At 34.2% G+C, this 5,287-nt stretch carries 4 protein-coding genes and 1 pseudogene; all 5 read right to left on the reverse strand.

Annotation, left to right across the window (positions count from 1 at the left end):
* Nucleotides 1-117: 117 nt before the first annotated feature.
* Entirely contained in the window at nt 118-885 is a 768-nt protein-coding gene (locus tag ACPYKA_RS18395) for an ABC transporter ATP-binding protein (protein WP_479543658.1), read from the reverse strand.
* 14 nt (nt 886-899) lie between these two features.
* The gene (locus ACPYKA_RS18400) at nt 900-3,227 is read right to left on the reverse strand and encodes an ABC transporter permease (RefSeq protein WP_479543659.1); all 2,328 of its coding nucleotides are present in this window, start codon (nt 3,225-3,227) and stop codon (nt 900-902) included.
* Between the two features lie 44 nt (nt 3,228-3,271).
* Nucleotides 3,272-4,108 (reverse strand): ABC transporter permease, encoded by an 837-nt coding sequence (locus ACPYKA_RS18405; protein WP_479543660.1) that lies wholly within the window; start codon nt 4,106-4,108, stop codon nt 3,272-3,274.
* Nucleotides 4,080-5,030 carry an ABC transporter ATP-binding protein gene (locus ACPYKA_RS18410; RefSeq protein WP_479543661.1) on the reverse strand — a complete coding sequence of 317 codons (951 nt, stop codon included), beginning with the start codon at nt 5,028-5,030 and terminating at the stop codon, nt 4,080-4,082. The genes ACPYKA_RS18405 and ACPYKA_RS18410 overlap by 29 nt, the downstream gene beginning before the upstream one ends.
* 15 nt (nt 5,031-5,045) lie before the next feature.
* A pseudogene (locus tag ACPYKA_RS18415) lies at nt 5,046-5,287 on the reverse strand (TetR/AcrR family transcriptional regulator); the annotation flags it as partial.

A 5,287-nucleotide genomic window follows, 5' to 3' on the forward strand; every position in this document is an offset into this window, starting at 1 on the left:
ATTTAGTCGAAGTTCCCCTAATGCAGTGTCATTTTCACCGGACTTTTTGAACATCCTCTATTAATGATTGCTTTACTTCTTTTTTTGCCTGCTCGTAAATTCGGGACAAATATTTATCTAAAATCCCTGTTTTATTAACCATCTCGATAATATATCTTCTCTTAACTTCAGATCATCATTTTCCAGTTTATACTTTCCAAGCCGTTTTTCACCAACAAGATTCCCGTCTAACATGTAAAGAATGCGTTCAGTTCTTGCAGCTACTTTGACATCATGTGTTACTAAAAGAATCGTTGTTCCTGACTCATTAATTTCCCGTAAGATTTCCATCACTTCAAACGCAGATTTGGAGTTTAATGCACCAGTAGGTTCATCGCCAAAAATAATGTCAGGGTTATTCATTAGCGCCCTAGAAATTGCCACCCTTTGTAGCTGTCCTCCTGATGCTTGGGTAATATCATGATCTCTGAGTTCCGTAATCCCTAGCTTTTTCATTAAATCCATTGCTCTTTTGTTTAGATTCTGCTCCTTAGCTTTCTTCGCCAAATATGCAGCGAGGATTATATTTTCATAAATAGATAAGTTTTTTAATAAATGATGTTGCTGAAAAATAAATCCCATATGATGTAATCGTAGTTTAGCAAGCTCTTTTTCCGTAAGATCAGCTATTTCTTGACCTTTAAACAATACACTTCCTGCTGTCATTTGATCCATCCCACTAATATTGTAAAGAAGCGTTGATTTACCGGAACCCGATGGACCCATGACAGCAACGAACTCTCCCGTTTTAATAGACAGATCCACATTTTTAAGTACATGGACTTGATTTTCTTTTCCTTCATTATATGTTTTAGTCAATTTTTCAGATTGCAAAATGATCCCCATAAAACCCCTCCTTTTTAGCCACTCTTTCCAATGATCGATAACTTCTTTACAGCGGTAATGCTGAGCATTGTAGTGATCCCGACACCAGTAATTAATACGAGCGGGATAAACATATAAGCTACAACCGGATTAATCATAAACTGAATGTTAGAAGCCCCCATAAAAGCTAAAATAGTACTAACAATATTTTCACCGATTGTATTTGAAATAATTGTTCCGATAAAAATTCCTACACCTAAAACAAATATCATTCGAATTACGTATTGCATTTTAAGGTTTCTATATGAAAATCCGATACTTTTCATAATGGAAAGCTGACTGGCGTCTTTTGCTACCAACATTTTAAGATATAAGGTTGTAATTAATATGGTGACAAAGATAGCAATTATTGCGATTAACATGGTAAAAGTCTTTAACTGCCTGGTTGTATTTCCAAATGTTTGAGTCAAATAACTATTGATGTCTGTTACCTTTGCAGCAGGAAACAGTTTTGTATATTCAGCCATTTTCTCATTTATATTCACTTGGGGTTTTACATCTAAACTCACTTCGTACCATAGTGCAGTTTCATAGTTAAAAGGGATAGATACTTTGGCTGTACGCCCACCATTCGTTACATCCTGGTATACGCCACTAACAACCATCTTCTGCTCTTTTCCATTTACTACGAGCTGAAGTTTATCGCCAACGTTTTTTTCAAGTTCTTTACTATTTAAATAAGATAGTGCAATTTCTGCCTCATTTTTTGGAGCGTGACCGTTTATATACTCCAATGGAAAAATTGAAAAGTCCCCCGTTTGAACAGTAATGTTTTCTTCGATTCCTTCATTATTTAGTACTTTAAATTGACTGGTAACTAGTGGAGCAAACCGTTCGATCTCTGAATCATTTTCAATCGTCTGAATCATTTGGTTGAAATCTTCTACAATTTGAGCCGATTGATGCAGATCCATTCGCATATCACTTTTTTCCACGCCCATATACTTAATGAAGTTAGGAGACTCTATCGTATTTAAAAAATTAATTGGAACAATGAGAATAAACGTACAAATGCTAAACACAACTAAAAGTAAGCTGTAACTTTTGCCTTGAGCAAATACATCCCTTATAGCAAGAAAAAAATCTACATTTAGATATTTATTCATCGGTAAAATCTTTCGAGTGTTCGTCTCTCCAACTGTTCCTGAACGTATTGCTGATACCGCTGAAATACGATTAAATTTTCGAAGTGTTAACATACACAACGAAACAATTAGAAGGAAAATGAAACATATGGCAAGAATCGGTGTGGAATGATGAAAAAAGTTTTTAGGAGCAGTGCCGATAAAAACCATTATATTTTTGGTAAATAGCCGATTTAAAAATAAAAATGCTATATATCCAATTACAGAAGCTAAACCGGCAAGTACGATATACTTTAATAAGTACATTTTTTTAATGTCATAGGAAGGTATCCCGATTGCTTTCATTACGCCGATTTCGCGGTAATCCTCTTCCATCGCACTTAACATCGTATAACGGACACAAAGAATTGCAATGATACAAAGTAAAATACTTACTAAAATAATGACTGCAGCGACCATCCCGTCCGTTAACCCATGCAATATTTTAAACATGTGGTAGTCGATCGCTGGTCCTTTTGACGGCAAATTCGCTTGATCATATTGATTCCTGAATTCATTTAATTGACCTAGATCAGTGAGTAAAAATTCTATCGAATATTCTATTTCACCAAGGTGCCCTTTTAGTCTATTTAAATCTGTTTCATGGACAACGAACCGTTTCGAATGGATAATCGATGGATTCATTTGCACATCGCGAACAAAATCTACAACGGTTAACTCTAAATTAAAACGTTCATTTGTAATATTTATTTCATCACCAATGTGTACATTGTTTTGTTGCATAAAATAAAGCGGAACAGCGATTTCTCCTTGTGAAACTTCAATCATTTGACTGTCCAAATTTAATAAATGATCAAATAATTCATTTTGCGTTGTAAAGTAATGATCCATCACATTTCTCTCTGTTCCCTCATCTCCACTCGCAAAATGGATATTTGCCCCGTCAATTTGTAACATCTTCAGCACTTGTACTTCTTTAACTAAGTTGTTGGTTGATGCAAATGCTTCAATTTCTGCCTCGTCTAATTCCCCCGCATGCATTTGTACATAGTGAGGAGCATTTGATTTTAAAAATAGAGCGTTTAAAGCGTTTGTCAGCTCGGAAATAATATTCGTTCCTGAAGCAACAAGAAATGTCGATAACACCATAAAGATAAACAAGGATAACGTAATCATTTTATTTTTTAATAAATCTTTTTTTACAATTTTGGCCAGCATTTATCTTCTCTACCTTTCAATAAAAGTTATATTAGCTAGCAAATTTATTGCTGAAATATATCTTTATTACCGTAAGAGCGATTTACTCTTGAAAAATTAACTTTAGAAAAGACGATCGTTGATAGAATGATAAATAATAAGCCAAATAATGCAACAATGAGTACACTCATCTGGGGTGTAATAACATAATTACTTATTTTAAATGCTAACTCTTGAGCAACTAATTCATCTGCGGATACGGATAATTTTTCTAAACTTAATGCTCTGAAAAAAGCAGTCGCATATGTCATTGGGTTAAATAAAGAAAGAAACTGTAATCCATTAGGGAGTAAGCTCAGTGGCACATACACACCGCATAAAAAAGTTATTGGCGTAGTTACAGCTACAGAAATGATCTGAAACGTTTGCGCATTTTTTACAGATGCAGCTAAAAATAACCCAAAGGAAGAAAATACAATCCCAATAAGAATCATGGAGGCAATAATCGCAAGTGGTGTAATTAGACTTGTATATTTCATTCCAAGAAAATATCCTATTATCAATATTAAAATCCCTTGGAATGTAGCTATTATTGTGGAAGATAATATCTGACCTATAGCAATCTCTACTCTTTTAACAGGACTTACTAACACTTCCTTCATATATCCGGAAGAAATATCTTCAATTGTTGATGTAGCAATATTTAATGACGTCTGAAAAACTACGATGATAACAATCCCGGCTAGAACATAATTCATCGAATCGTTAATCGATACACTTTTAAAAATAGTACTGATCAAATAAAGATAGAAATAAGGCATAATGAGCAGCAAGATTAATTGAAGTCGATTTCTCATAAACAATCTTATATTTCTATATATTAGAGCTGTTATCGTTCTCATTGCTTGCCCTCCTTATGTCCCGTCCGGTAATTTTTAAAAACACATCATTTAACGTTCCTTTTTTCACTTCTAGACTCATAATTGATTCTTTATGCTCCCCAACCATTTCTAAAAAAGAAGCTAATTTATTTACTTCAACAGCGTATACTTTAGCCCATTTTTTATAGCCCATTTGATATTTCTCCAATAATTTTTCCAATCCGTGTTCATTACTGCTTATAATTTCAGCAATATCTTTTGAATACTGTTTTTTTAGTTCACTCGGCTTATCAAAAGCAATTATTTTACCGTGATCAATTACCGCAACATTATCACAAATTTCAGCTTCTTCCATATAGTGGGTCGTTAAAAATATCGTAATATTTCTTTCCTTTTGCAGTTTAAGAATGTATTCCCAAATGTTTGCCCTAGTTTGTGGATCAAGGCCTGTAGTAGGTTCATCTAAAAATAATACTTTCGGAATGTGCAGAAGACTTCTAGCAATTTCAACCCGTCTTTTCATCCCGCCTGACAAACTGCTCACCATCGCTTTTTTCCATTCCGATAAATTCACTATATTTAAGACAAAATCAATACGCTCATTGACAATAGATTTAGGTACATGATAAAAAACACAATGCATGTTTAAATTTTCTTCTACCGTCATTTTTCTATCCAGTGTTGAATCTTGAAAAACAACTCCAATTGCATTTCTTACCGCATTTTTTTCGGTTGCAATATCTTTTCCATCGATTAATAACGTGCCGGAAGTCTTATCCGTTATTGTGCATAACGTACTAATCGTAGTACTTTTCCCAGCACCGTTCGGCCCCAAAAACGCAAAGATACTACCTGTTTCAACAGTAAATGAAACTCGATCTACCGCAGTAAAACTTCCATATTTTTTCACAAAATCTTCCACAACAATAATAGGCATAGTCATATTTCCCTTTTCTCCTCACTGTCCAAGTTTCTTTAGTAAATAGCTAAAACTTCCTTTTTCCGCCCCTAATGTCGTTTCCAAAATGTAGGTAAATGCAATTGCTTTTTGCATCAATTCAGCCGGCTCCCACTGAAAAATACCTTCATCAAATAAAAAACTGGAAGACACTAACAAAACTTCAACTGTTTCTTTTGGATAAGGTGTTTTAAATGTACCTTCGCGAATTCCTTGTTCAATAACCTTTGTCAATATAGGAG

This window comes from Pseudogracilibacillus amylolyticus (SeqCode) (genome assembly GCF_051918545.1).
Classification (GTDB): Bacteria; Bacillota; Bacilli; order Bacillales; family Amphibacillaceae; genus Pseudogracilibacillus.

What these genes read in the sequence shown, in the direction of transcription:
- ACPYKA_RS18405 (WP_479543660.1), bottom strand. Translation starts at nt 4,108, where the DNA reads ATGAGAACGATAACAGCTCTAATATATAGAAATATAAGATTGTTTATG.
- ACPYKA_RS18400 (WP_479543659.1), bottom strand. Translation starts at nt 3,227, where the DNA reads ATGCTGGCCAAAATTGTAAAAAAAGATTTATTAAAAAATAAAATGATT.
- ACPYKA_RS18410 (WP_479543661.1), bottom strand. Translation starts at nt 5,030, where the DNA reads ATGACTATGCCTATTATTGTTGTGGAAGATTTTGTGAAAAAATATGGA.
- ACPYKA_RS18395 (WP_479543658.1), bottom strand. Translation starts at nt 885, where the DNA reads ATGGGGATCATTTTGCAATCTGAAAAATTGACTAAAACATATAATGAA.